General features: G+C 42.6%; 21 protein-coding genes and 1 other RNA gene. 5 read left to right on the top strand and 17 right to left on the bottom strand.

The genetic code is table 11. From position 1 onward, the window contains the following. Positions 1-53 precede the first annotated feature (53 nt). From gcvP to PR808_RS08820, 7 genes are all read right to left on the bottom strand, one after another. Complete coding sequence (gene gcvP / locus PR808_RS08850) at positions 54-2,930, bottom strand: aminomethyl-transferring glycine dehydrogenase (protein WP_272539129.1); 2,877 nt, start codon at positions 2,928-2,930, stop codon at positions 54-56. 381 nt (positions 2,931-3,311) lie between these two features. Continuing rightward, the gene (gcvH, locus tag PR808_RS08845; protein ID WP_047756761.1) at positions 3,312-3,704 is read right to left on the bottom strand and encodes a glycine cleavage system protein GcvH; all 393 of its coding nucleotides are present in this window, start codon (positions 3,702-3,704) and stop codon (positions 3,312-3,314) included. 43 nt (positions 3,705-3,747) lie between these two features. Then, positions 3,748-4,842 (bottom strand): glycine cleavage system aminomethyltransferase GcvT, encoded by a 1,095-nt coding sequence (gene gcvT, locus PR808_RS08840; RefSeq protein WP_206082652.1) that lies wholly within the window; start codon positions 4,840-4,842, stop codon positions 3,748-3,750. A 570-nt stretch (positions 4,843-5,412) separates the two neighbouring features. Further along, positions 5,413-6,642 (bottom strand): FAD-dependent 2-octaprenylphenol hydroxylase, encoded by a 1,230-nt coding sequence (gene ubiI, locus PR808_RS08835; protein WP_272539128.1) that lies wholly within the window; start codon positions 6,640-6,642, stop codon positions 5,413-5,415. A gap of 24 nt (positions 6,643-6,666) precedes the next feature. Next, entirely contained in the window at positions 6,667-7,845 is a 1,179-nt protein-coding gene (gene ubiH, locus PR808_RS08830; RefSeq protein WP_272539127.1) for a 2-octaprenyl-6-methoxyphenyl hydroxylase, read from the bottom strand. Between the two features lie 48 nt (positions 7,846-7,893). Next, complete coding sequence (gene pepP / locus PR808_RS08825) at positions 7,894-9,216, bottom strand: Xaa-Pro aminopeptidase (RefSeq protein WP_272539126.1); 1,323 nt, start codon at positions 9,214-9,216, stop codon at positions 7,894-7,896. 164 nt (positions 9,217-9,380) lie between these two features. Next, positions 9,381-9,959, bottom strand: coding sequence for a YecA/YgfB family protein (locus tag PR808_RS08820; RefSeq protein ID WP_206082656.1), 579 nt, complete (start codon positions 9,957-9,959; stop codon positions 9,381-9,383). 138 nt (positions 9,960-10,097) lie between these two features. Here PR808_RS08820 and zapA point away from each other — a divergent pair, with 138 nt between their 5' ends. From zapA to PR808_RS08805, 3 genes are all read left to right on the top strand, one after another. Continuing rightward, positions 10,098-10,427: a cell division protein ZapA gene (zapA, locus tag PR808_RS08815; RefSeq protein WP_047756767.1), complete on the top strand. Its 330-nt coding sequence runs from the start codon at positions 10,098-10,100 to the stop codon at positions 10,425-10,427. Positions 10,428-10,537: 110 nt separating this feature from the next. Further along, positions 10,538-10,719, top strand: a non-coding RNA gene (gene ssrS / locus PR808_RS08810) — 6S RNA. 132 nt (positions 10,720-10,851) lie between these two features. Next, positions 10,852-11,442, top strand: coding sequence for a 5-formyltetrahydrofolate cyclo-ligase (locus PR808_RS08805; protein WP_272539125.1), 591 nt, complete (start codon positions 10,852-10,854; stop codon positions 11,440-11,442). Between the two features lie 46 nt (positions 11,443-11,488). Here PR808_RS08805 and serA read toward each other — a convergent pair whose 3' ends face one another. Together serA and rpiA are read right to left on the bottom strand one after the other, a co-directional pair. Then, positions 11,489-12,739 (bottom strand): phosphoglycerate dehydrogenase, encoded by a 1,251-nt coding sequence (serA, locus tag PR808_RS08800; protein WP_206082658.1) that lies wholly within the window; start codon positions 12,737-12,739, stop codon positions 11,489-11,491. Positions 12,740-13,221: 482 nt separating this feature from the next. After that, positions 13,222-13,884 carry a ribose-5-phosphate isomerase RpiA gene (gene rpiA / locus PR808_RS08795; RefSeq protein WP_206082659.1) on the bottom strand — a complete coding sequence of 221 codons (663 nt, stop codon included), beginning with the start codon at positions 13,882-13,884 and terminating at the stop codon, positions 13,222-13,224. Between the two features lie 193 nt (positions 13,885-14,077). Here rpiA and PR808_RS08790 point away from each other — a divergent pair, with 193 nt between their 5' ends. Further along, positions 14,078-14,992 (top strand): LysR family transcriptional regulator ArgP, encoded by a 915-nt coding sequence (locus tag PR808_RS08790; RefSeq protein ID WP_206082660.1) that lies wholly within the window; start codon positions 14,078-14,080, stop codon positions 14,990-14,992. Here PR808_RS08790 and PR808_RS08785 read toward each other — a convergent pair. From PR808_RS08785 to PR808_RS08770, 4 genes are all read right to left on the bottom strand, one after another. Then, a complete protein-coding gene (locus PR808_RS08785) occupies positions 14,989-15,720 on the bottom strand; it encodes an oxidative stress defense protein (protein WP_206082661.1) in 732 nt (243 codons plus the stop codon). The genes PR808_RS08790 and PR808_RS08785 overlap by 4 nt on opposite strands. 155 nt (positions 15,721-15,875) lie before the next feature. Next, positions 15,876-16,508: an arginine exporter ArgO gene (gene argO / locus PR808_RS08780; protein ID WP_272539124.1), complete on the bottom strand. Its 633-nt coding sequence runs from the start codon at positions 16,506-16,508 to the stop codon at positions 15,876-15,878. 178 nt (positions 16,509-16,686) lie between these two features. Then, entirely contained in the window at positions 16,687-17,553 is an 867-nt protein-coding gene (gene mscS, locus PR808_RS08775) for a small-conductance mechanosensitive channel MscS (RefSeq protein WP_206082663.1), read from the bottom strand. 142 nt (positions 17,554-17,695) lie between these two features. Continuing rightward, positions 17,696-18,061 (bottom strand): YacL family protein, encoded by a 366-nt coding sequence (locus PR808_RS08770; protein ID WP_272539197.1) that lies wholly within the window; start codon positions 18,059-18,061, stop codon positions 17,696-17,698. 180 nt (positions 18,062-18,241) lie between these two features. Here PR808_RS08770 and PR808_RS08765 point away from each other — a divergent pair, with 180 nt between their 5' ends. Continuing rightward, positions 18,242-18,619, top strand: a complete 378-nt coding sequence (locus PR808_RS08765) for a VOC family protein (RefSeq protein WP_272539123.1) — start codon at positions 18,242-18,244, stop codon at positions 18,617-18,619. A 54-nt stretch (positions 18,620-18,673) separates the two neighbouring features. On the opposite strand, the gene acnB is transcribed toward PR808_RS08765, so the two are convergent. The 4 genes from acnB to PR808_RS08745 form a co-directional block, all read right to left on the bottom strand. Next, positions 18,674-21,271: a bifunctional aconitate hydratase 2/2-methylisocitrate dehydratase gene (gene acnB, locus PR808_RS08760; RefSeq protein WP_047757406.1), complete on the bottom strand. Its 2,598-nt coding sequence runs from the start codon at positions 21,269-21,271 to the stop codon at positions 18,674-18,676. A 441-nt stretch (positions 21,272-21,712) separates the two neighbouring features. Continuing rightward, positions 21,713-22,000 (bottom strand): glyoxalase/bleomycin resistance/dioxygenase family protein, encoded by a 288-nt coding sequence (locus PR808_RS08755; RefSeq protein WP_272539122.1) that lies wholly within the window; start codon positions 21,998-22,000, stop codon positions 21,713-21,715. A gap of 306 nt (positions 22,001-22,306) precedes the next feature. Next, on the bottom strand, positions 22,307-22,669 hold the full coding sequence (locus tag PR808_RS08750) for a hypothetical protein (protein WP_272539121.1): 363 nt from the start codon (positions 22,667-22,669) through the stop codon (positions 22,307-22,309). Positions 22,670-22,676: 7 nt separating this feature from the next. Beyond that, on the bottom strand, positions 22,677-23,656 hold a 980-nt coding region (locus PR808_RS08745), incomplete at its 5' end, for a hypothetical protein (RefSeq protein WP_272539120.1).

The following is a 23,656-nucleotide window of genomic DNA, read 5'->3' as shown; positions in this document are numbered from 1 at the left end:
AGCAAGCCTAATATTTATCTAACTAAATACATCTAGTTTACCCGATTAATCAATTACATATATTCTTCAATCGGCACACATGAACAATGTAAATGACGGTCGCCATAGACATCATCAAGGCGTTTTACTGCTGGCCAATATTTGTTCGCTCTGGTTTGTTCCGTTGGGAATACTGCCAGCTCGCGGCTATAAGCGTGTGGCCACTCACTTGCCAGTTCAGTTTGCACGTGAGGGGAATTCACTAACGGGTTATCTTCTAATGTCCATTTCCTTTCAACCACTTGGTCAATTTCATCACGTATCGCTAACATCGCATCGATAAAACGATTGATTTCTGTGATACTTTCAGACTCAGTTGGCTCAATCATCAATGTTCCCGCCACAGGGAAAGACATCGTTGGCGCATGGAAGCCATAGTCAATCAGACGCTTAGCAATATCTAATTCGCTGATCCCAGTATCTTTCTTAATAGGACGCAAATCGACGATACATTCGTGAGCCACATAGCCCTCTTGCCCCGTGTACAGAATGTCATAACGACCCGCAAGGCGCTTAGCGATGTAGTTCGCATTCAAAATCGCCACTTGACTAGCCTTTCTTAAGCCATATGAGCCCATCATGCGAATATACATCCAGCTGATAGGTAAGATTGACGCACTACCAAACGGAGCAGCGGAAACCGCGCCTTGGTCAGTAACCATATCTAATTCAACCACACTATGCCCTGGCACAAATGGTGCGAGATGCTTTTTCACACCAATAGGCCCCATACCTGGACCGCCGCCGCCATGTGGAATACAGAAAGTTTTATGTAAATTAAGATGAGAAACATCCGCGCCAATGAAGCCAGGTGTCGTCAACCCAACCTGCGCATTCATATTGGCACCATCAAGGTACACTTGCCCACCATGCTGGTGAATGATTTCACACACTTCGCGAATGCTTTCTTCATACACTCCATGGGTGGATGGATAAGTGACCATCACACAGGATAAATCATCGCTATGCTGCTGTGCTTTTTCACGCAAATCCGTTAAGTCGATATTACCTTCATCATCACAACGCACCACCACGACTTCCATTCCTGCCATATGGGCAGATGCAGGGTTAGTACCATGCGCAGAAGCAGGGATCAAACAAATATTACGCGCACCTTCATTGCGGCTTTCATGGTAACGGCGAATAGCTAACAGACCAGCATATTCCCCTTGTGCACCTGAGTTTGGCTGCATACAAACCGCATCATAACCCGTTAATTGCACCAACCAGTGAGAGAGCTGCTCAATCATTTGGTGATAGCCTTGAGCTTGATCCGCTGGACAGAATGGGTGTAGCTCGCCAAACTCTGGCCACGTAATTGGGATCATTTCCGCGGCAGCATTGAGCTTCATGGTGCAAGAACCTAGCGGGATCATGGCTTGGTTCAGCGCTAAGTCTTTGCGCTCTAAGCTATGCATATAACGCATCATTTCCGTTTCGCTGTGGTAACGGTGGAAATTAGGATGCGCTAAGATTTCGTCTTTACGCTGTAATGCAGTGGGGATGGCTTGTTCAATTTCAGCAACTTGCTGATCTAGCTTTTCAAAATTTAGTTTTTCGTCTGAGCCAGTGATTACTGCAAATAATTGATTGATATCTTGGCGAGTGGTTGTTTCACTTAGTGTGACACCTACAGCGCCATGAATATCAGTACGTAAGTTGATTTTTGCTTTTTCTGCACGCGCTAATACCGCAGTTTTGTCTGCCACCTCAATCGCTAAAGTATCAAACCATGTTTTGTGACGTGATACAAAACCTGCATCTGCTAACGCTTTCGCCAAAATTGATGTAAAGCGGTGGATACGCCCTGCAATCAATTTAAGCCCTTCAGGGCCATGATACACCGCGTACATGGCAGCAATATTAGCCAGTAATACTTGGGATGTACAAATATTCGAGTTCGCTTTTTCACGGCGAATATGTTGTTCACGGGTTTGCATTGCCATGCGTAATGCCGTATTACCCGCTGCATCACGTGAAACACCAATAATACGACCTGGCATAGCCCGTTTAAACTCATCACGGCATGCAAAGAATGCTGCGTGAGGCCCACCATAGCCCATCGGTACACCAAAGCGCTGAGCGGAACCAAAAACAATGTCCGCCCCTTGTTTACCTGGGGCCGTTAATAATACGAGCGCCATCATTTCTGCCGCAACACAGCTGACAATTTGACGCTCTTTTAATTGGGCGAGCAGCTCAGTGTAATCATGAACATTGCCTGTTGTGCCAACTTGTTGTAACAACACACCAAATACGCCTTCATGATCTAAAACTTTTTCAGCACTATCGACAATAATTTCAAAGCCGAAAGTCCCTGCACGCGTGCGCACTACATCAAGCGTTTGTGGGTGAACGTCATCCGCCACAAAGAAACGCTCCGCATTTTTTAATTTACTAATGCGCTTCGCCATCGCCATCGCTTCTGCCGCGGCAGTGGCTTCATCCAATAATGATGCAGAAGCAAGGTCTAACCCTGTTAGGTCAATAGTCAGTTGCTGGAAATTAAGCAGAGATTCTAAGCGGCCTTGGGATACTTCGGGTTGATATGGGGTATAAGCCGTATACCAACCTGGGTTTTCCAGTAAGTTACGTAAGATAACAGGTGGCAATACAGCAGGTGCATAGCCCATCCCAATGTAGCTTTTATAGCGTTTATTCAACGATGCAATGGCTTTTAACTCAGCCAATGCTTCTTGTTCGGTGGCTCCGCCGCCTACTCTTGGCGGCTCTGGAAGTAAAATGGCCTTCGGCACAATTTTATCCATTAAGTTATCGAGCGATGACGCCCCCACGGTATCTAACATGGTTTTTATTTGTTGTTCTGAAGATCCAATGTGGCGCGAGATAAATTCTGAACGGTTTTCTAATTGACTCAGTGACATCGACATATCTGTGTTCCCATCCTTTGTCTGCTATGCATAAGTTGTCGGGCGGTTATTACGGAACTTGCGAGATAACACTCAAAATCAGTGATGTAGCGATTTGTTTCTTGTTTCTAACGAATTATATTTTATCAATCCTCTAAATAGTTCAACTTGTGGCTAGGAGGCAAGCAAATGAGCCCCTAGGAGCATACACAAGTATGTGACTAGGGCGAGTGATCGAAGCCAACACCGCCACAAGATGAAATATGACGAGGATTTTATTCTAAATAGTTTGAGTTGTGGCTAGGCGGCAAACGAAGACAATCTTGGGGAGCATACACAAGTATGTGACCCAAGTTGTCGAGTGCAGCCAACACCGCCACAACACAAAATATGACGAATAAACTATTCTTCAGCTTCAATCATAGAGGTATACCCCGCCGCATCAATCAAATCCGCCAGCTCTGCGGTATCCGATGCTTTAATACGGAAAATCCAACCTTCTTGGTATGGTTGTTCATTTACCAGCTCAGGAGAATCGCTCAGTTCGCTGTTTACTGCCACAATTTCGCCGCTCAGTGGTGCATAGATATCGGATGCCGCTTTAACGGACTCGACCACAGCAACATCATCACCTGCACTGACGACATTTCCCACCTCAGGTAAATCAACAAACACCATGTCCCCTAACGTTTCTTGCGCATGTTCAGTGATACCAACGGTATATTCACCATTGCCTTCATCACGCAGCCACTCATGTTCACGGGTATACATTAACTCTTTAGGTGTATTGCTCATCATTAGCCTCTCATTTTAAATTTATTGATTGGGTTAGCCCAAATTACACTAAGCGGTTACCTTCGCGGACAAAGCCCGGTTTAACCACTTCAACTGGCATTTCTCGCTGTCGAATTTCAACAATCGCTTTGTCTTGAATTCCGTTCGGGACACGTGCCAACGCAATACTAAAACCTAAAGTGGGTGAGAAAGAACCACTGGTAATGACGCCTTCTTTCAATTCACCCAAATCATCAGTGAAGCGAATCACTTGCCCTGCACGCAGTATACCCTTATCACGCATCACAATACCGACAAGTTTTTCTGTTCCTTGCTCACGTAATTTTTCGAGCGCTTCACGGCCAATAAACTGGCGGTCTTCAGGTTTCCACGCAATCGTCCAACCCATATTTGCAGCAAGAGGAGAAATTGTTTCATCCATATCTTGGCCGTATAGGTTCATCCCTGCCTCTAAACGTAATGTATCACGGGCACCTAAGCCTGCAGGATGAACACCTGCTTTCAATAATTTATGCCAAAAATCAACAACCTGCTCTTTTGGCATTGCAATTTCATAGCCTTTTTCGCCAGTATAACCCGTTGTTGCGATAAACAAATCGCCAGTTTGAACGCCATAAAATGGCTTCATACCCTCAATGGCATGCTTTTGCTCTGGGCTCAATAATGAATGGACTTTCTCTGGCGCTTTAGGGCCTTGAACAGCAAGAAGAGCTAAATCATCACGCACTTGGATATCGACGGCATAGCCTGCAGCGTGTTGCTCAATCCATGCAAGGTCTTTTTCCCGTGTTGCCGAGTTAACCACGAGACGATAAAAATCATCAGCAAAGTAATACACAATCAAGTCATCAATCACACCACCTGATGCATTCAACATACCGGTATACAGTGCTTTGCCTTGCTCGGTGAGTTTATTGATATCATTCGCTAAAAGGTAACGAAGGAAGTCACGGCAGCCACCGCCATGCAAATCGACAATGGTCATATGGGAAACATCAAACATCCCTGCATCCGTTCGAACAACATTATGTTCATTAATTTGCGAACCATAATGCAATGGCATCATCCAACCATGAAAATCCACCATCTTTGCACCACAAGCAATATGCTCGTCATACAGTGTTGTCTGCTTTACCATGAATACCCTCTTTGTTCGATTAAGATATTTTGGAATGTTTACGGGTTAAAAATATCAATTGGTCATTATTAAATGGGCATTTTTAACCTAACGCAAACGATAACTTCTGTTAAAAAACTACCACTGTTTGCCTTCTGACTCTATAAAAAAAAATAGGGCGATATCTCCCTCTGTATTACTGATTACCCCCTACTTTTACCAGTGATTTTTGTTAAATAATTGAGAATGATCACTCAAAAACAGCCCAACACTGCTTATTTAGCTCAAAATATCGTCAGGCAGCTCTAAAAACACATGAATGATTTAATTAATTAAAAGCCCATTAAATTAGAAAAACTAATGCGAAAACTTGATATAATTAGTTTTTTTCAGTCATTGATGGAAATAATAACAGAGCAAAATTAACTCAGAAATGATCATCAATGGCGACAAAAGATAAAAAGATGAATGGCTCAATTATTTAAATTGGCAATTGATGTTATGAAAAAATAGGTCACTGATAGTGGAAAATTGGAAGGTTTTAATCATTTGAGAAGGCATAATTTATATTATGCCTTCTGAGAAAGGAATTTATACTACTTCATCAACTTGTAGCTGTTCCAACCACTTAGGCATATCAAACAACCCCATCGCGTGGTTCAATAATTGGGGTTTTACACCTGGTAGGCTATCTGCCAATACTAAGCCTATATCACGCAAGAGTTTTTTCGCTGGGTTATTGCCATCGAACAACTCACGAAAACCTTGCATCCCTGCTAACATCAATGCAGCGCTGTGTTTACGACTACGCTCATAATCGCGCAAATAAAAATACTGGCCAAAATCCTTACCTTCACGATGTAAACGCTTAATTTCACCGATTAACATCGCCACATCCATGAAACCAAGGTTAACCCCTTGCCCAGCCAATGGGTGGATGGTATGAGCTGCATCACCCAATAAGGCTAATCGCTGCGCCGCAAACTGCCGTGCATAACGCCCTGTGAGCGGAATGGTCATACGGTCACTTTCGACTTGGCAAAGGCCAAGCTGAACATCGAACGCAACAGCAAGTTCTTTATCAAAATCGGCTTTATCCAACGCTTGGCGCCTTGCGGCTTCTGTTGCCGGCTGTGACCAAACAATGGAGCAAAGATGCGGATCAGCTAATGGTAGAAAGGCTAAAATGCCTTCGCCATCAAAAGATTGGCGAGCAACACCTTCGTGCGGTTTTTCTGTGCGAATAGTTGCCACCAGCGCGGTATGTTCGTAATCCCAAAACGTCAGTGGGATATCGGCATGGCTGCGTAACCACGAATTCGCGCCATCAGCACCTACAATCAGCCTTGCAGTCAACATGTTTTCATCATCTAACGTGATAAACACATCATTCTCACCCCATACGACTTTTTTAATGGTTGCAGGTGCCAATAATGTCACATCACGCAGTTCAGAAGCCTTTTGCCACAATGCATCGCGTACCACATTATTTTCGACAATATGGCCTAAATGAGTCAGATTGCGCTCTTGTGCTGAAAATGTGATACGCCCAAAACTGTTGTTGTCCCACACTTCCATACCGTTATAGGCGGCAGCTCTCATGCTTTTAATCGCTGGCCAAACGCCCAAATGGGTCAACAGTTTTTCACTTGCCGCATTAATCGCGGATACTCGTAATGCATAAGGCTCCGACGCAGAAAATGTCTTTTTCGGTGGATGATTTTCCACCACAGCAACGCGCAGGCCGCTTCCTTCAAGGCCACATGCAAGGGCAAGCCCCACCATGCCACCACCAGCGATAACCACATCAAACGATTGCATACTTTTTTCCTCTTTATATCGTGGTTATTGGTGAACAACCCAGCCCAATGTTTGACGAGCCAAAACATCGCGGACAGGCGGCAACATCTCCATTGCCATTAAACCTAAATTTCTTCCCACAATTAATGGGATACAGCGATTTGCAAATACGCGAACCAAACCATCAGTCATGGTCACAGTTTTTTCTCGGTCAATTGCACGAGCCTGTTGATACTGACTTAATAGGGAATAACTGCCAATATCTTGCTGATTTTCATGAGCCTTAACCACAATTTCTGCCAATTGCATCACATCACGAATACCAAGGTTAAACCCTTGCCCCGCGATAGGGTGTAATGTTTGAGCTGCATTACCGACTAAAACGACACGGTGACTCACTGGGTTCAGTGCTTTGCGAAGTGCCAGCGGGTAGCAATGGCGTTTACCCGCCATTTCTATTTTCCCTAGACGCCAACCAAATGCGGTCTGCAATTTGTTAATAAAGGTTGCATCATCCCATGCATTAATCGCCTCCGCATGTTCTTGATGATGACACCAAACTAGCGAGCTGCGCCCCTCTGACATAGGTAATAACGCCAGTGGCCCAAACTCAGTAAAGCGTTCAAAAGCTTGGCCTTTCGGGTCAATGGCCGTTTTCACATTAGCAATAATGGCGACTTGGCCATAATCATCCTGCTGCCACTGCATATTGCAGGCTTGACCAACTAAAGAACGACTACCATCTGCAGCAATCAATAGTTCACCACTCACCATTTTCCCCGTATCTAATGTCACGGTGACTGAATCTTGTTCGCGGCGAATACTGTCAACTTTTGCAGGGCAATATAACGTGACGCCAGGCGCCTTTCGTAATAGCGAAAAAAGACGAGCGCCCGCTTCGTGCAACTCAATCACATTACCAAGAGCAGGAATATGATAGTCTTTTGCGTTGATATTCACAAAACCTGCGTGCCCACGGTCAGAAACATGAACGTGAGTAATCGGCGTTACACAATCGGCAAACGCTGGCCATACCCCTATTTTCGCTAAATATTGGCACGTACCATGGGCTAATGCGATAGCACGCGCGTCGAATCCAGGGTGTTTACCTTCTGGTAAAGAGGCCTCGATTAATGAAACCGATAATTTTCCTTGGCTAAGTGAAGAAATTGCCAAGGCTAATGTCGCCCCAGCCATTCCTCCACCCACGATGATCACATTCATGGGTTGTTTATTACCTTTTTATGATTAACCTTTTACCGTTAATAACCTCTACCCTAAACGCTGCTTTGCAGCCGCCATTAGGGCTTCTATTTCATCAGGGTCTTTGACTACTAAATCCGTTAAGTTTTCATTCCCGTTTTCAGTGATCACAATATCATCTTCAATACGAATACCGATGCCACGGTATTGTGGCGGTACGTCAGCATCTGGCGCAATATATAAACCAGGTTCAACCGTCAGCACCATTCCTACTTCTAGTGTACGGTCACGGTCTGTACCATAGAAACCAACATCGTGCACATCTAACCCTAACCAATGACTTAAACCATGCATAAAGAAAGCTTGATATGCTTTGTTTTCGATCAATTGATCGACGTCGCCCTGTAAAATTCCGAGTGCAACTAACCCTTCAGTCTTAATCCGCACAATTTCACGTGTCACTTCATGGATACTGGTACCTGGGCGATACAGCGTTAATGCAGTATCCAGCGCTTTAAGAACAATGTCATAAATTTCACGCTGTGCTTGACTAAACTTACCGTTCACTGGGAAAGTGCGGGTGATGTCCCCTGCATAGCCGTCAAACTCGGCGCCTGCGTCAATCAACACTAACTCGCCATCTTTCATTTGGCATTCATTTTCGGTGTAATGCAAAATGCAGGCATTTTCGCCGCTACCCACAATCGAGTTATACGATGGGAAACGTGCTCCATGACGAGTGAACTCGTGTTCTAACTCGCCACAGAGTTGATATTCATACATATTTGGTCGGCAGGTTTCCATCGCACGAATATGTGCTAAGGCAGAAATTCGCCCTGCCTCACGCATGGTATTCAGTTCGGCTTCAGATTTAAACAAGCGCATTTCATGGACGATTGGACGCCAATCGATAACCGCTTGCGGTGCACGTAGATTACGGCGACTGCCTTTACGCAAGGTTTCCAGCGCATCAAATACCAGCTTATCTGCATACGCAAATTCCCCCTGAGCATGATAAACCACATCCAATCCATTCAGTAATTGGTAAAGTTGTTCTTCAATTTCATCAAAGGGCAATGCTTTATCAATCCCCAGTTTTTGAGGGGCGGCTTCTTGACCAAGGCGACGACCAAACCAAATTTCAGCCGTTAAATCACGAACGCGGTTAAAAAGAACAGTATGGCTATGTTTTTCATCACTTTTAATCAGTACTAATACCGCTTCTGGCTCACTAAACCCTGTCAAATAAAGAAAATCACTGTGTTGACGATACGGGTATTCACAATCGGCATTACGCTGCGCAGTTGGTGCAGAAAAAACCACTGCTGCACTTCCCGCGTCCATTTTTGCCAATAATGCATTGCGACGAGCAACAAATTCCTGTTTATTCATACCGTTTTTGCCTTATTATCTGAATTATTAGGTTGCTAACATATTGTTGGTGCCAATATGCGCGACGATAATGACTTAACACTGATTAAAATCGACCCAAAGCCGCTTCGTTCTACCTTTCGATAAAACAAAGTGGCGTGTTTTTAGTCATAAACAAGTCGGGATTAGTGAAGGATCGGCTTGTTATTCTCAACAACAGTTGGGCCTTTTTTCGGCTCAACTAACGCGATATAACATAACTGCACAGCCACTCTCACGTATTCAACCACTTCTTCTAGTGCCTGTTCTAGTTCTTCTTGGTCTTCATCTTCATCGTAACCAAGCATCCCGATATTTCGCAAATCCGTAATGACTTCACTGATTTCTTTTTTATCAGCTAATTTCGGTTGTGCGACACCCACGCCTAATAGAAAGTGATTAACCCAGCCCGCTAATGCGTCTGCGTGGTCAAATATCGACGCCTCTTCATCAGGGAATAGCATGGTAAATGCAAATTCACTGTCATCAAGCGCTTCAAATGTGGTATCGAACAATTCACGCAGAGGTTGAGCGACAGTTTGCGGGAATGCAAGACCATCGTTAGCAAGGTCATGGACAAGTGTTTGCCAGCCATGATCACGGCTTCCACCACAGATTAAGCCCGTAATTAAACCATGGATTTCCGCCGCGGTAAGTGCTATTGAGTGCTGTTGCAGCAGTTTGTCCAGTGATTCATAGTTTGGTAAAGATTTTTGTATAGACATCTGAATTCGTCATGTTAGCTTATGATTCGTGATATGCTACCATCAAGGGTAGTCGCTAACCAGTATGCTTTTGTCTTATCTATTAATTGCGCCAAATATGATGTATTTATGGCGAGTATTATTCAGTATGGAGGTTTCATGTCCGCACAACCTGTCGACATTCAGATTTTTGGGCGTTCAATGCGCGTTAATTGCCCATCAGAACAAAAAGAGGCCCTTCTTGAGTCGGCTAAAGAATTAGAACAACGCTTGCAAAATCTGAAAGATAAAAGCGGTGTTACCAATATGGAACAACTTATTTTTATCGTAGCATTGAACGTCTGTCACGAATTAGCACAAGAAAAGACAAAAACGCGTGATTATGCTTATAATATGGAAGAGAAGATAAAAATGTTGCAACATACGATTGAACAAGCCTTGCACGATCAGGTGAAAATCACTGAGAGGCAAGTATTGCCCTTAGAGTAAATCTGCTTATTAATCAGACACTAGTAAAAAAAATATACAAAATTAGGGTTGCATTTTAAATCTAGTTTCGTACAATGAAATCACTGAGTAACGATAAGTTCTCAAACCAAATTTCTCTGAGATGCGCGTGAGTGGGCGAGTCCCCTGAGCCGATATTTCAACTAAAAAGAATGCGGTTATTGCGCTGGTGAGCATGCCTGATTCGTTCAGGAAGCCTAAAGGTTGCTAAACTGCGTTCACCTTGAACCAAGGGTTCAAGGGTTACAGCCTACAACGGCATCTTGGAGACCCTCAATTTTTTCTGTTGTACTTTCAATTGTTTAATCCCTCAAGCCCAATTTATTAACCTGCACTATTTCTGACCTTACGATATACTATTTTGAATATTGCTATTTCCTATCGCCGTTCACAGTAGGTTATTGATATGCAAGACACACTTTCTACCCAGCGCCAACAAATTCGCCAAACCATTCGTCAAGCTCGCCGTCAGTTAACCCCTGAGCAGCAAAAAATTGCGGCTGAACAAGCTAAACTCAATGCGTTGCAGCACCCTAAAATTGCACAAGCAAAAAATATCGCCCTGTTTTTATCGTTTGATGGTGAAATTAATACCCAACCGCTTATTGATGCCTTATGGCAACAAAATAAACAGATTTACTTACCTGTTTTACACCCTTTTAGTGCCCACCATTTGCTATTTCTTCACTATCACCCAGATTCACAGCTAGTGAAAAATCGCTTTAATATTGCGGAGCCGCCATTAGATGTGCGTGATGTTTTACCACCCGAGCAACTTGATGTGATGTTAATTCCGCTAGTGGCCTTTGATAGCCAAGGACAACGCTTAGGAATGGGTGGCGGTTTTTACGATAGAACGTTAGCGAATTGGCAGAAAAGTGGTTTTTACCCCATCGGTCTGGCCCATGATTGCCAACATGTTGAACAGTTGCCTGTTGCTCATTGGGATATTCCATTACCTGAAATTATTACCCCGAAAAAAATATGGCGCTGGTAATCAATACCTGCGCCATCGCATTAGAAATAAAACGGGTTATACGAAATTAGAATAACAGACGTGCACGAATAGTGCCTGGTAAGTCTTTCAGTTTTTGTAACGCTTCATCTGTTTGATTTGGTGTTTGCATCAATACGTCAATAACGACGTAACCAACATTGCCTGATGTCCGCAAATACTGACCCACCACGTTAATGTTACTTTCAGTAAACACTTGGTTAATGCTATTCAAGATACCAGGGCGGTTTTCATGGATATGCAAGAAACGGTTAGTATCTTCAGTATGCACTGGCAGAGAAACTTCTGGGAAGTTAACCGCAGAGAGCGTTGAACCGTTATCTGAGTATTTCGCCAGCTTACTTGCGACTTCTAATCCAATATTTTCTTGCGCTTCTTCTGTAGAGCCCCCGATGTGAGGGGTTAAGATCACATTATCGAATTTAATCAGTTCAGAAATAAATGGATCATTCGGGTCATTATTTGCCGCAGGCTCACTTGGGAATACGTCAACTGCTGCACCTGATAAATGCTTACTTTCCAGCGCAGCTGCCAATGCAGGAATATCCACCACAGTACCACGTGACGCATTAATAAAGATTGAACCTGGTTTCATGCGGTCAAACTGTTCTTTAGCAAACATGTTTTTCGTGCTAGCTGTTTCTGGGACATGGAGGCTGACGACATCACTCATATTGAGTAACTCAGTCAAAGAACGCACTTGTGTTGCATTTCCTAAAGGCAATTTATTTTCAATATCATAGAAGAAAACATTCATACCAATACCTTCAGCCAAGATCCCCAGCTGGGTACCGATATGGCCGTATCCAACGATACCAAGACGCTTACCACGTGCTTCAAAACAGCCTTTTGCTTGTTTTTCCCAAATGCCACGGTGTGCTTGCATATTCGCTTCAGGAATACGACGTAACAGCAGTAATAGTTGACCTAATACCATCTCAGCAACGGAACGGGTATTTGAGAATGGTGCATTAAAGACAGGGATACCGCGTTTTGCCGCAGCGTCCAAATCCACTTGGTTGGTTCCGATACAGAAACAACCCACCGCCACTAATTTTTCAGCAGCGGCGAAAATCTCTTCAGATAAATGAGTGCGGGAACGGATACCGACAAAGCGCGCATCTTTGATCGCTTCTTTTAATTCTTCATCAGATAATGCGCTTTTATGGTATTCAATATTGGTATAACCCGCCGCTTTTAGGTTATCAACAGCGCTCTGGTGAACACCTTCTAGCAGTAAAAATTTTATTTTGTCTTTATGCAAAGATACCTTGACCATTTCCCTACCCTATCGTGAACGTTTTAAATTTGTGACAGATGAATTTGCTTGTTTGACTCATGGTTTTGCTCAACATAATTCAAGGCATATCCATACCAGCACATTCATCTACCTTGAAATCTGAAAAGAGTATACCAACATAGCAAAATTCCGCGCAGTATCAATACAACCGTTTGCTTAAGAGGTGCTAAAAAGCGCGAAGAAAAAGAAGTTAAATGGTAGAAAATCAGGAGCAGTAACACAAAATAAGGATTTTTCCTGCACAATACATATTAGTGTGAGATATATCACCAAAATCGCGGAATAATAAAAATAATGAAATAAATTTCAAATTAATGATATTTATAAAACTGGTCAATTGTTTTCCTATCTACCCACTAACTAAATACGTTAATTCCTTTTTTACCTTATAAAAAAGCCAGCAACTAAACAGTTTGCTGGCCTATAAATTAGGTCAATTAATTCACCAAAATAATTAGCGATTATAATTTGATCGTTTTAACACCTTCATCTGTTGTTCCCATCAGGACAACATCAGCACCGCGATTAGCAAATAAACCAACGGTGACAACGCCCGCAATACCATTAATGGTATTTTCTAACGCGACAGGATCAACAATGCTTAAATTGTGAACATCTAAAATCACATTGCCGTTATCAGTGATCACATTTTGACGGTATTCTGGTGTACCGCCCAGTTTAACCAATTCACGTGCCACATAACTACGTGCCATTGGGATAACTTCAACAGGCAGAGGGAACTTACCTAATACATCAACCAGTTTTGATTGGTCAACAATACACACAAAGGTTTTCGCGATCGCAGAAACGATTTTTTCACGTGTTAACGCAGCACCACCGCCCTTGATCATGTTCATATGGTGATCGACTTCATCCGCACCATCAACGTAAACATCTAATGAATCCACTTCATTACAATCAAAAACAGGAATACCTAATGATTTAAGTTTTTGAGTAGACGCTTCAGAGCTAGAAACAGCGCCTTCAATTTGCCCTTTCATTGTCGCTAAAGCATCAATAAAGTGCGATGCAGTAGACCCTGTACCTACACCGACAATTGTGCCTGGTTTGACGTATTCTAGTGCTGCCCAACCCACCGCTTTTTTTAATTCATCCTGCGTCATGCTCATGCCTTTTGCTATTTAATTGAGACGTAATTGTGAATGAGTATATACCGAACCGAAAATAAGTTGCAGTGTTGTTCGCTGCATTTGTGCGTTACTTCTTGCGATTTGTCGGAAGCTCGCAATAATTGCAGGTGTTATCAATAAAAATATGGCATAGTGCTTAGCAGAATAACAACAAGGAGACTTTTTGATGAAGCGCCCTGACTACCGCGCATTACAAGCACTGGATGCTGTTATCCGTGAACGCGGCTTTGAGCGTGCAGCTCAAAAGCTTTGCATCACGCAATCTGCTGTTTCACAACGGATAAAACAGTTAGAGAACCTGTTCGGGCAACCTTTACTTGTACGAACCGTTCCGCCACATCCGACTGAACAAGGGCAAAAACTGTTAGCACTGCTTCATCAAGTTGAATTATTGGAAGAACAGTGGCTTGGAGATGAAAATACAGGGTCAACACCTCTATTACTTTCCCTTGCAGTTAACGCCGACAGTTTAGCAACGTGGTTTCTCCCTGCGCTCAACCCAGTTCTAGGCAATAGCCCTATTCGGTTGAATATCCAAGTGGAAGACGAAACACGCACTCAAGAACGTTTAAGACGCGGTGAAGTGGTGGGTGCAATCAGTATCCAGCCACAAGCGCTACCCGGCTGTTTAGTAGATAAACTAGGCGCCTTGGACTATATCTTTGTTGCTTCTCCTGATTTCGCCGCAAAATATTTCCCTGATGGCGTCACTCGCTCATCCCTATTAAAAGCCCCCGCAGTCGCATTTGACCACTTGGATGATATGCACCAAGCTTTTGTTCAGCAAAACTTTGGCTTATCGCCGGGCAGCGTTCCTTGCCATATTGTTAATTCGTCAGAAGCCTTTGTGCAATTAGCTAAGCAGGGTTCTACCTGTTGTATGATCCCTCATTTACAAATTGCCGAAGAATTGAAAAATGGTGAGTTAGTCGACTTAACACCGGGGCTATGCCAACGTCGTATGCTGTACTGGCACCGTTTTGCACCCGAAAGCCGTACCATGAAGAGAGTGACTGACGCCCTCTTAAAAACTGGGCGTCAGATGCTAAAACAAGAAGACGAAAATGAGACTGAAAGTTAACGTTTCAGTTCAAATACAACATCAACTTGGTCATTAAAATCAATACTTTGCTGTTCATAGGTCTCATCAATATTGAGATCTTGAGCAGCGGCTTTCATTTTACCACCATAAGCTCTTGCCGCTATTGGATAAGGCACTGCCGCAGGTGCATTGTAACTAATGCTATACACTGGGCCCAACTGTGCATTAAACCCTTTTGCAACTTCAGTCGCTTGCTCTGTCGCATTTTTGATAGCTTGCGCACGAGCGGCATCACGGTATTGCTCAGGTTTTAACACCCCAAACTGCACAGAATTAATATCATTTAAACCTGCGGCTAACGCACCGTCTAATAGGGTGTTTAGTTGGTCAAGTTTAGTGACTTTCACTTCAACTGAACGGATTGCGGTATAACCTTCAATCGTCGATTTTTGCTTCACGCTGCTGTAATCATATTTTGGCTGCGTACGCACATTGGCGGCGTTAATGTCTTGTTTCTCGATTCCGTTTTTCTTTAAGAATTCGAAATACTCGGCAACACGCTTGTCTACCGCAGCCTTCGCAGCCGCAGCATCTTTTGCTGTCACTTCCACAACGATATTCAATGTCGCCATATCAGGTGTTGCTTTCACAACAGAATTACCCGATGTGGTAATGTGCGGGCCATTTGGTAGTGCATCGGCCAGAGACAGGGTAGGAACCGCTGCACCTGCCACCATGGCAGCGAGAACTAAAGATTTTAATTTCACAGAACCTCCCAATACAATAATTTGTCGCTAAAAAAGGGACAGTTCACCATAAACTATCCCGAGTACAAATTAACAGTAACACATCATAAAAAAAGTGCAGATCAGAATAATAAGAAATTCATAGTATTTATCATTCTGTTGAGGTTATGTTGTTATTAGGATACTAGCCCCAATCCCTTAAGCCCTTGTATTGCAAGTTGAAATGCAATAAACCACATCACACTTCCTACAAAGATATTAATAATTCGCTGTGACGCTGGCTTATTCAATACAGGCGAGAACCAAGCAGCCAAAATCGCTAATGCAAAAAACCACACAAATGATGCTGTCAGCGCGCCTGCCGTAAACCAAGGCCGTAATTGGCTTTCTAATTGCCCTCCCACGCTACCAAGCACCACGAATGTGTCCAAGTAGACATGCGGATTTAGCCATGTGACGGCAAATAGCGTAACTATCACTTTCCAGCGAGTAATCACTTTATTTTCAGCTTGTAAAACAACATCATCTGGGCTGAGTGCAGTACGGAACGCACCATAGCCATACCACACCAGAAAAATAACCCCTGCCCATGTAATTAACTGCATCAATATTTCGGATTGGCTCAATAGAGCGCTGCCACCAAATACCCCACCAATAATTAACACGGTATCACTTAAAGCGCATAGAAATGCACTCATCATATGAAACTGTTTACGACTGCCTTGTTGTAAAATAAAGGCATTTTGTGGCCCTAGCGGTAAAATCATCGCTGCACCAAGAAGTGCACCCTGGATATAAGTTGTAAACATGCAAAAAATCCTAATAATTATTCAGTTCGTACACGCAAATAGTAACGAGAAAAAATTATTAGTGGAAATGATTAACTCTAATAGGTCATAAGCTAGGCTTATATAATAGAATGGGAAGACAGAGACAAAAATAGCGCTATAAATAGCGCTATTTTATTGAGTCTAATTAAAAATTCTTTTATTGAATTTTGTGGGTTTCAGAACCTTGTTTATGTACATGCACATCCATTTGTGGGAATGGAATACCAATGTTGTGCTTATCTAATGCACGTTTGAATTCTTCTAACAAATCCCAATAGACAGGCCACGCATCACCATTTGTTGTCCAAAAACGAACTAAATAATTTAATGACGATGGAGCCATATCATGCAAACGAATAGTCACACCTTTACCGTGTTGAATACGGCCATCAGCAGCAACAATGTCACCTAAAACTTTTTTCACCACATCAATATCAGAATCATAAGCCACACCAATAATAATATCTTGACGACGGTTAGGCTCTCGAGTTGTGTTGATGATATTATCTGCGATTATCTTACCGTTCGGAATAACAATAATTCGGTCATCGGCTGTTTTCAGTGTAGTGGAAAAAATCTGGACATTTTGCACTGTACCTTCCACGGCACCAATAGACACATATTCTCCCGCTTTCAGTGGTCTAAACACCACCAGTAATACGCCTGCAGCAAAGTTACCCAGTGAATTTTGTAATGCTAAACCAACCGCTAAACCAGCTGCACCCATCACCGCAATAACAGAAGCCGTTTGAACGCCAATCTTGCCTAAAACAGCAATTAAGGTAAATGCAACAATGGTATAACGCGCAATTGCCGATAAAAAGTCACTAACAGTGCTATCAATACCTTTTAGGGTCATCACACGGTGTAAACCGCGACCAACCCATTTCGCAATCATCATACCGACAATCAGGATGACAATGGCAGAAACAATATTCACCACATACTGGACTAACAGATCTTGGTTTGCGACAAACCAGTTCGTTGCATCATTCAACGCACCTGTAACATCATCAGTATTCATATGTGTGTTCCTTTCGCTTTTGTTATCAAAAAATAAATTTCCGCTAGCTTATCTTAACTAAAGCGTTAAACCGCTAGTTTCACACTGCAAATAATAATGATAATTTGTTAAAATACAAAACTTATCACTAAAAAAAATGCATTTATCGATTTTCGATAACAAAAACACGATAATCCCTTAACATTAAGAGGAAGTCGTCAATACCACAAAAGGCAACGCTTTCATTATCATAGTAGCTCATTCCCTCTTCAAGCCCCTCAGTTTCAAACGACAACTGATTGGCTTTAATCATCACTTCTTCATCATCAAGTAGCAGCGTGTATTCATGGCCAATCAGCTCCCACTGATTTTCGCTGCCTTTTATTTTTTCGTAATTTTCTTCGATAGTATCGAGTAGACTAAGGTCGTTTTTAACCTCTTCATTTAGCCAATATCCAATCGCCTCATGATCCATCGAGAATTTTGCGGAAATAGCGCCTGTTATGTCTTGGAAAAATTGGTAGTCCATATGCAATACCTCTACTCTTGCGTCATTATGGCTCAGTATAACGCGAGACAATTCGATTTGTTGAGCGGTATTAACGCCTATTGCGCGATATTTAAATAAAGGCATCAATTTCAACGCCGCCTCGATAAAATTCGCTTAAAATTAATGCAAATGATATGAATGCAATGAATAGGAGCGGCAATGCTCAATCGCTTAGACCATATCGTCCTGACGACAACACAATTAGACGCCTGCCTTGATTTTTACCAGCGCGTTTTAAAAATGCAGGTAATAACCTTTGGTGAACAGCGTTATGCCCTACAATTTGGCCAGCAAAAAATCAATATTCATCAGTATGGTAAAGAGTTTGAACCCAAAGCACACTTGCCTGTACCCGGTGCGTTAGATTTGTGTTTTATCAGTGACATCCCTCTCACTGAAGTTCAGGCGCATATTCAGCAGCAAGGGATCGAGATTATTGAAGGGCCCGTTAGACGAACAGGGGCAATGGGCCCCATTCTGTCTATTTATTTACGTGATGTGGATTTAAATCTGATTGAAATTTCGGAATATCTTTAGACAACAAAAAAGGCCTCTAGTCAGTAGAGGCCTCATCGTTAACAAAATAACAGATTACACTGCGGTTTGGAAAATCACACCGTCAGCTTTTTCCGTATATTGTGATAACTGGTCAAAGTTCAGATAGCGGTAGGTATCTGCCGCAGTTTCATCCACCTTGTCCATATATTGCAGGTATTCCGCAGGCGTTGGTAAACGACCTAACAATGACGCAACAGCGGCCAACTCAGCGGATGCAAGATACACATTCGCCCCAGTCCCTAAACGGTTAGGGAAGTTACGTGTTGAGGTCGAAACGACGGTAGCGCCATCTGCCACACGTGCTTGGTTACCCATACACAATGAACAACCTGGGACTTCAATACGTGCCCCACTCTTACCAAATACGCTGTAATAACCTTCTTCCGTTAATTGTGCGGCGTCCATCTTCGTTGGTGGAGCAACCCATAAACGTGTTGGTAATTGGCCTTTATGCGAGTCTAATAACTTACCTGCGGCACGGAAGTGACCAATGTTAGTCATGCAAGAACCGATAAACACTTCATCGATTTTCTCGTTCTGAACATCAGACAGCAAACGCGCATCATCAGGGTCATTTGGTGCACACAGAATTGGCTCTTTGATATCATTTAAGTCGATTTCAATTACAGCTGCATATTCCGCATCTGCATCACCTTCAAGCAGTTGCGGGTCCGCTAACCAACTTTCCATGCCTTTAATACGACGTTCGATAGTACGACGGTCGCCGTAGCCTTCTGCGATCATCCATTTTAACAGGACGATGTTAGATTGCAGGTATTCTGTGATTGGCGCTTTATCCAGTTTGATCGTACAACCCGCGGCTGAACGCTCAGCGGATGCATCCGCTAATTCAAACGCTTGTTCAACTTTCAGTTCTGGCAGACCTTCGATTTCTAAAATACGACCAGAGAAAATGTTTTTCTTCCCTTTTTTCTCAACCGTCAGAAGGCCATCTTTAATCGCATATAATGGGATAGCATGTACAAGGTCACGTAACGTGATACCTGGCTGCATTTCACCTTTAAAGCGCACCAATACAGATTCTGGCATATCCAGAGGCATAACCCCTGTTGCCGCAGCAAACGCCACCAAACCAGAACCCGCTGGGAACGAAATACCGATTGGAAAACGTGTATGGGAGTCACCACCTGTACCAACGGTATCTGGTAACAGCATACGGTTTAACCATGAGTGGATAATACCATCGCCTGGACGCAGAGAAACACCACCACGGTTCATGATAAAATCAGGTAATGTGTGGTGAGTTGTTACGTCAACGGGTTTTGGATACGCCGCAGTGTGGCAGAATGACTGCATCACTAAATCCGCAGAAAAACCTAAACACGCTAAGTCTTTTAACTCATCGCGAGTCATTGGGCCCGTCGTATCTTGCGAGCCTACTGAGGTCATTTTTGGCTCACAGTATTCACCAGGGCGAATACCTGGGCGACCACAAGCACGACCCACCATTTTCTGTGCTAATGAGAAACCACGATTGCTTTGTGCAACAGATTTCGCATGACGGAAGACGTCGGTTGCTTCTAATCCTAATGACTCACGCGCTTTGCTAGTTAAACCACGACCGATAATCAGTGGAATACGACCACCTGCACGCACTTCATCAATCAGCACGTCAGTTTTTAATTCAAACGTTTCGAGTAACTCATTGGTTTCGTGGTTGCGAACTTCACCTTTAAATGGATAGATATCAATGACATCCCCCATATTTAGTTTAGACACATCCACTTCTATTGGTAGCGCACCCGCATCTTCCATTGTATTAAAGAAGATAGGCGCAATTTTGCCACCTAATACCACACCGCCACCGCGTTTGTTCGGCACGAATGGAATATCATCGCCCATAAACCACAATACGGAGTTAGTTGCAGATTTACGTGAAGAGCCCGTACCCACAACATCACCGACATACGCCAGTGGGAAGCCTTTTTTGCTCAGAGCTTCGATTTGTTTGATTGGTCCAACGTTACCTGCGTCATCTGGTTCAATACCTTCACGGGCATTTTTCAGCATCGCTAACGCGTGCAGAGGGATATCTGGGCGTGACCATGCATCTGGTGCAGGTGATAAATCATCGGTATTGGTTTCGCCTGTCACTTTAAACACTGTGACAGTCATTTTTTCGGCTAACGCAGGGCGTTGTTTAAACCACTCGGCATCTGCCCATGATTCAATAACTTGTTTCGCGTGTGCATTCCCAGCTTTCGCTTTTTCTTCTACATCGTAGAAGTTATCGAACATTAATAAGGTGTGGGAAAGGGCTTTTGCCGCGATAGGAGCTAATTTAGCATCATCCAGCGCTTCAATCAGTGCATGGATATTATATCCACCCTGCATAGTACCAAGCAGTTCAATCGCTTTTTCAGGGGAGATCAGAGGGGAGGAAGTTTCGCCTTTTGCGATAGCGGCTAAAAATCCAGCTTTTACGTACGCTGCTTCGTCAACACCAGGGGGGACACGGTTGGTCAGCAGGTCTAACAAGAAATCTTCTTCACCTTTGGGTGGGTTTTTCAGTAACTCTACCAGTGCAGCTACTTGTGACGCATCTAATGGCTTAGGGACAATCCCTTGAGCGGCACGCTCGGCTACGTGCTTACGGTATTCTTCTAGCACGACGTTCTCCTCGCTTCTTTGTTATTTATATACCCGGCTGTCTGCACCTTATTGACAAAATTATCATCCGGTGCCAGGTCAGAGGAATTTGCTCGCATAATCTCAATGGCGGTAAAATTATGCCCAGCTTCGGGCTCTCAGCATAGCAGAATTTAAACGTAATGTTAATTCATTCACAAGAAAGTAACATTTATCTACTAACTTCATGCCTTAACACTTAATTACGGGTTATTTTTTAGCTTAAGAGACTATAAATCATCATAAAAAGCTGAAAAAACCATACTTTTTATAATGCATTTTACTGAGTAAAGCACCCTCTTTTGTGGCTTTTTCCCTCAGGTATCACAAATTATATTTATTATCGCAATTTTATTTACATTACTAATTGATAAGGTAAATCATTGCGATTGGTTTTTATAAACTTAAAGGATTTAATTGATTTTATTGACCTTTTATTCCAAGCAAGTTTCCGAAGGGATCAACGAACTGACACATTTGCTTGTTACCATCGATTAACATCGGTCCACGATACAACTTAGCCCCTAGCTGAGTGAAATGCCCAAAAGCCAAATCAAAATTATCGACCTGCCAATACAATACCGTCCCTTTTTTACCCTCGCTCACTTTGGCATCCGCTTGTACCACCTCAATGGTGAAGTCCCCGACATGTAATAGGGTGAAATCAAAATCAGGCAGGTACTCCGCTCTAGCCTGTAGAAATGGTACCAAGCCAAACCCGCTTGGACATCAGGCACATGAATTAAAATTGCAGTGGGTTTTAGTTCCATAGCGCTTTCTTATTGATATGTATTATTTTATTTTAGCTTACACGAATGATTGAAAGTTAGTAGATGCAGAGAGGGTGTAAACAATAGCCAAACCAGCATTTGCCTACACCTTTAGCATCATCAAGTCAGATCATATTGCGTGTTTTTCTGATAAATAACGAAGAATGGCTAATACATTGACTCTGTAAATATACAGAACTATTTACAGAGTAATATTGTATTGTTCTAACCCAATTTAGATAAAAATTTAGGAACCCACATATTTTCCTGATTCATCTCGCCATAAAATTGCTGGCATTTCATAAAAATAGAAATTCAACTCATCATCATCTTCTGCTTTCGCATTTTCAGGCCAGTGTTGTTCAAGATAATTCATAATATCTTGGCTATTCGCACTCCAGTACGGAACCACTTTGCCTAAAGGGTCATCTGGTGAACAAAATTTAATTACTTGCTCATCTAATAAATCTTTTATCATAGAAAAAAATATACTCCGATGTTCATAGAAAGATTTATTTGGATTCCAACCCACGATGGAACCAAAGAGCCCTGATAACCATAACCCTTTTGAATCATTCAAAATTTCATTAAAATATAACGTTTTTTTCATTATAGACTCACTTCAAAAATTTTATTTCTACCGGTGCTGCATCCTTAGCAATACCCCTTGGAATATCAATCGTCCAAGCTTTTCCTGTTTCACTTGCAGAATTAGAAAAATCACGTAGATTGAAGCTCCCATTCGATGTTTTAACAGTATAAATATTTCCTTTTCCCGGAACAGCTCTTACTTCCGGTAAAACTTTATTACCTGTTAACTCAACAAAATACTGCTTAATTTCTGCTTCTGATGCCCCATTAAAAATCTTTGCGTTACCTTTGTTTGGCACTTCAATCAAAGTTTTATTTCCTATTTGAATGCCAGATCTACTGCTATCATGCTGAAACAATTCTTTAATTTCATTTTTTCTATTTGAAGCTTGAGTTGTTTGTTGTTTAAACCTATCATCATCGGGCTCAAAGCCATTAGGGGTACCACTTACGCTACCACCAGAAGCCGCTAAAGCCCCCTTTTCTTCTATCCCTAACTCTTTTCCCACATTTGGATTTTTTGCTGCTTTATCTATATCATTTGAGCAGCTCATGCCAAAAGAGCAATCAAACGTTTCCGCTAGTCCATCACGAACAGCGCCTAAGGTATTTTCAATACCTTTTGCAATGTTACTATTTGCCGTTTGTGTTACTTGCGTATTTGAACCAACACCATGAGGTAATGTAGGAACATTCGGAGACGGAATAACAAATACACTACTTTGGGCTATTTTCAGCTTATTTAATTCATTTACATTAAACTGAATTTTATCCGTGATACTTTTATGTTGTTTTTTAATTTCGAGCAATTGATTTCTAGCATCACGGTCAGCTCGCTTATTAACCGCATCTATATATAGATCTAGATTATCAAAAGGAAACCTCGGTATACCTGGTATATTATCGTCAAAATCCTCTGCGAGGAGCCTGTCTCTATCTTCAATTGTACGAAATTTAAAGGTTGCTGAAATTTTTAATTTTGAGGAGTCTGAAGATTGAAAATTCC

Source organism: Providencia sp. PROV197, from assembly GCF_028479625.1.
GTDB classification, from domain to species: domain Bacteria; phylum Pseudomonadota; class Gammaproteobacteria; order Enterobacterales; family Enterobacteriaceae; genus Providencia; species Providencia vermicola.
Note: the sequence above shows the minus strand (reverse complement) of the source record. Positions and strands in the feature narration are given on the sequence as shown.

Excerpts from the sequence above, each read along its gene's own strand:
- ubiI (WP_272539128.1), bottom strand. The coding sequence starts at position 6,642 with ATGCAATCGTTTGATGTGGTTATCGCTGGTGGTGGCATGGTGGGGCTT.
- PR808_RS08790 (WP_206082660.1), top strand. The coding sequence starts at position 14,078 with ATGAAGCGCCCTGACTACCGCGCATTACAAGCACTGGATGCTGTTATC.
- gcvP (WP_272539129.1), bottom strand. The coding sequence starts at position 2,930 with ATGTCGATGTCACTGAGTCAATTAGAAAACCGTTCAGAATTTATCTCG.
- gcvH (WP_047756761.1), bottom strand. The coding sequence starts at position 3,704 with ATGAGCAATACACCTAAAGAGTTAATGTATACCCGTGAACATGAGTGG.
- pepP (WP_272539126.1), bottom strand. The coding sequence starts at position 9,216 with ATGAATAAACAGGAATTTGTTGCTCGTCGCAATGCATTATTGGCAAAA.
- PR808_RS08805 (WP_272539125.1), top strand. The coding sequence starts at position 10,852 with ATGCAAGACACACTTTCTACCCAGCGCCAACAAATTCGCCAAACCATT.
- PR808_RS08820 (WP_206082656.1), bottom strand. The coding sequence starts at position 9,959 with ATGTCTATACAAAAATCTTTACCAAACTATGAATCACTGGACAAACTG.
- rpiA (WP_206082659.1), bottom strand. The coding sequence starts at position 13,884 with ATGACGCAGGATGAATTAAAAAAAGCGGTGGGTTGGGCAGCACTAGAA.
- mscS (WP_206082663.1), bottom strand. The coding sequence starts at position 17,553 with ATGAATACTGATGATGTTACAGGTGCGTTGAATGATGCAACGAACTGG.
- gcvT (WP_206082652.1), bottom strand. The coding sequence starts at position 4,842 with ATGGTAAAGCAGACAACACTGTATGACGAGCATATTGCTTGTGGTGCA.
- zapA (WP_047756767.1), top strand. The coding sequence starts at position 10,098 with ATGTCCGCACAACCTGTCGACATTCAGATTTTTGGGCGTTCAATGCGC.
- ubiH (WP_272539127.1), bottom strand. The coding sequence starts at position 7,845 with ATGAATGTGATCATCGTGGGTGGAGGAATGGCTGGGGCGACATTAGCC.
- argO (WP_272539124.1), bottom strand. The coding sequence starts at position 16,508 with ATGTTTACAACTTATATCCAGGGTGCACTTCTTGGTGCAGCGATGATT.
- PR808_RS08770 (WP_272539197.1), bottom strand. The coding sequence starts at position 18,061 with ATGGACTACCAATTTTTCCAAGACATAACAGGCGCTATTTCCGCAAAA.
- PR808_RS08765 (WP_272539123.1), top strand. The coding sequence starts at position 18,242 with ATGCTCAATCGCTTAGACCATATCGTCCTGACGACAACACAATTAGAC.
- serA (WP_206082658.1), bottom strand. The coding sequence starts at position 12,739 with ATGGTCAAGGTATCTTTGCATAAAGACAAAATAAAATTTTTACTGCTA.
- PR808_RS08750 (WP_272539121.1), bottom strand. The coding sequence starts at position 22,669 with ATGAAAAAAACGTTATATTTTAATGAAATTTTGAATGATTCAAAAGGG.